The organism is Aquifex sp., from assembly GCF_056494385.1.
In genome coordinates this window covers 1-3,255 of record NZ_JBSLZM010000021.1, presented here as the reverse complement: position 1 = coordinate 3,255, position 3,255 = coordinate 1, and the positions used below count along the sequence as shown (strand labels likewise).

The 3,255-nt window shown below is 43.4% G+C and carries 2 protein-coding genes and 1 CRISPR repeat array; both genes read right to left on the bottom strand.

Annotated elements, in window-relative coordinates; genetic code table 11:
• Positions 1–73: 73 nt before the first annotated feature.
• Positions 74–979 (bottom strand): cation diffusion facilitator family transporter, encoded by a 906-nt coding sequence (locus tag ACWB1W_RS01635; RefSeq protein WP_479369653.1) that lies wholly within the window; start codon positions 977–979, stop codon positions 74–76.
• Positions 980–1,817: 838 nt separating this feature from the next.
• Positions 1,818–2,714: a CRISPR direct-repeat array (repeat unit 29 nt; unit sequence CTTTCAACTCCACACGGAACATTAGGAAC).
• 301 nt (positions 2,715–3,015) lie between these two features.
• The coding region (locus ACWB1W_RS01630; RefSeq protein WP_479369652.1) for an ACT domain-containing protein at positions 3,016–3,255 on the bottom strand (240 nt) is incomplete at its 5' end.

Below are 3,255 nucleotides of genomic sequence, written 5' to 3'. Positions count from 1 at the left end.
GTCTTATCTTTTATGCGTATGGCTATTACCGGAAGAGTTATCCCTCTTATCTCAACCACCGCTGAATATTATATCAGTGATGGTGGTGGTGCTTTATACCACTTTCCTGGAGAAGGGGACAGAAAGGCGAACAACAGTAGCCTTCTTTTTCAAGCTGTATCGTGGTGTGGTTTATCCCATGCCTGCCGGCTATATCCTCAACCTCTTTGAGAATCTCATTACAAGTTTGGATGTCGCTTACAACAACGTGGGCGGTTAAGATAACGCTCCCAGCCGTTAGAGACCAAACGTGGAGGTCATGGACATCTATGACACCTTCAACTTTCCTTATCTCCTCCTCTATCTCTTCGGGGTCTATCGCAGATGGAACGAGCTCAAGGAGCACGTTCAGAGAATCCTTTATGACGGTGTAGGCTCCGGGAAGTATGAGAAGGGATATACCTATGCTGAGGATCGGGTCTGCAAGGTAGAACTTCCAGAAGGTAACCGCAATCCCTGCGAGGATAGCAGCCACCGAACCGAGGGTATCTGTGACAACGTGGAGAAAGGCAGCTTTGACGTTTAGGTTCTCCTCTGAGCTCTTGTAGAGTAGATATCCTGCTATCAAGTTTATTCCGAGTCCAACGGTCGCTATCAGGAGCATCTGAGGACCGAGGACAGGTTCCGGCTTTAAAAACCTGTTGAATGCTTCGTAGGCTATATAGGCTATGAGACCTATCAAAAAGATTCCGTTCACGAGAGCTGCCAGCACCTCAAGCCTGTACAAGCCGTAAGTCATTCTCTTTCCCCGTGCCTTCTGAACAAGGAGCTGAGCTACGAGAGCTATCAGGAGGGAAACACTGTCGGTGAGCATATGCCCCGCATCGGATAAAAGCGCCAGGCTGTTGGTCAGGAAGCCCCCGATAAGCTCAACGAAGGCAAAGGATAGCACAAGCCCAAAGCTCAAACCAAGGACCCTTATGCTGTTCTTTCTGTCCATGTAAAAAATCTATACCTTGACTGTGACTTTAACATGAGTGAGATTAAGGTAGGGCTATCCACGGGTGTTTTAAGAAAGCCAGCTTAAACCTGTAGATGCTCTGATTGTAGCCCTTAAAATACTCCTACCCACCCTGAGAAGCTTTTTACCAGACCTTGTGTCCCTCTGGGACGCAGGGCTTAACTGTCTGAAGTTTTGCATGAAGTGAGTGTTTTTATATCAAGCTTACAGAATGCTAAGAATATCAATAACTTAAGGTTTGCACGATTTGTTGCGATTAACTCTCAAAAAGTATTTATCCTCATAATTGTTTAGCTACGAGTTCCTTCTCTAACAAGTGCTCGGGAACCTATTTAACCAAACTTTTGCACAACATGAGTCACCTCCTATCAAGTTTTGTAGCAGGAACAGAACAAGCTTGTCATCAGGAAAAGGAAAGAACCTCAAACATCGCCTTATTAAAGACTTCATAAATTCAACAAACTCAAGCAGAGCAATGAAGATGTCAGGAAAGATAAAAGAGCGTAGGAGCCTGACAAAATCAATACCATCAAGAATAGACCTATGCTGTGTCTAATAATAAGGCGTAAGTTATTGATAGACCATCAAATCTCTTCATACTGTGAGAATTGTTCTCAATTAAATTTTGAGCTTGGTATACAACTACCTGCCGGTTAGCGGTTGCTACTTTGTTGGACAAAGCACAGCTATTTGGTCACGAACTCATTCCCTAACATGTATCCGTATTCGGAGTAAATACATCCACGTGGTTCTTTTGCAGAAGCTTGAGCACCAACCACTGAAGCCATACAAACTTCAGATGTCTTCTATTTAAGGACCTTCAACTCCACACGGAACATTAGGAACTATTTTACCTGCTTTTCTTTTATTCCTGCTTCTTTTCTTTCAACTCCACACGGAACATTAGGAACAGTTCTTTCGCTTGCTGACGCACAAATTCCTTTATCTCTTTCAACTCCACACGGAACATTAGGAACAAGATGCTTTGTATAAGCGGAAAAAAAGTATACTACAACTTTCAACTCCACACGGAACATTAGGAACCCAGACTTCGTTGACAAGTGTAGTCTGGGTTTCGGACTTTCAACTCCACACGGAACATTAGGAACTCCTATAGTTGCATCTTACATGTATTCAAAGTTCTTCTTTCAACTCCACACGGAACATTAGGAACCTGAGCATCTTATTGAGGTCTTCTTCGTCAATACAGGCCTTTCAACTCCACACGGAACATTAGGAACTAAGTCCAAACCATACACCAATGGACATAAAAAGGTCAACTTTCAACTCCACACGGAACATTAGGAACTGATTGCGGGCAGTCCTACACCCCGTCCCGCTGTATGCCCTTTCAACTCCACACGGAACATTAGGAACATAGAAGAAACGGAAGGTGTAAGCGAGGAGTTTTTCTCTACTTTCAACTCCACACGGAACATTAGGAACTTTGAGCTAAAAACTTAGCACTTTCTAAAACAAATAATCTTTCAACTCCACACGGAACATTAGGAACAAAGGTACCGGGAGTTCCTTTCCATCATGGGTATAAACACTTTCAACTCCACACGGAACATTAGGAACGCTCAGCACCATCTCCGTGAGTGGCACAAAACCCTCGCTTTCAACTCCACACGGAACATTAGGAACACCTTCGTTGTAAAGACAACCGAATACATATTGAGCTGCTTTCAACTCCACACGGAACATTAGGAACCTTAGAACACATTATCACCAAAACGCCTGAAAGTCAAGGGTTTCCTGCTGTAGGGAGATAGCTCAAATTGAGCTAATTTCGGAAAATTCTTAGTGGCTTTAAATACCCATTTAAAAGTGGTATGCGGAAGCCTTGATCTAACATATCTCCACAAATACCCTCATCTTGACATAAAGAAATGATTATGCTTTGAAGCCTTTAATTTAAAGCAAAACCGCCTATTCAGTTGCCAAGGAGCCGGCGGGCACTTATGTCCCGCTTATAAAATTATACACTCATCTTTTAAGTTCGCAACCGGGTTTCAGGAATAGAGTCTCGTACAGCTATCAACACCTTCAACGGAGTTTATTGATCTGATCACCTCCCTTAGGTGCTTCTTACCAGTAACGTCAATGGTAAAGTCCATAAAAGCTGTTCCATCCCCTGTAGTTCTCGTTGAAGACTCCCAGATGTTCGATCCATGCTGGGCTATGTTCTTAGTTATCTCCGAAAGAATCCCTATCCTGTCTTTTGCCCGCACCCTTATCTTTGTCTTGAACCT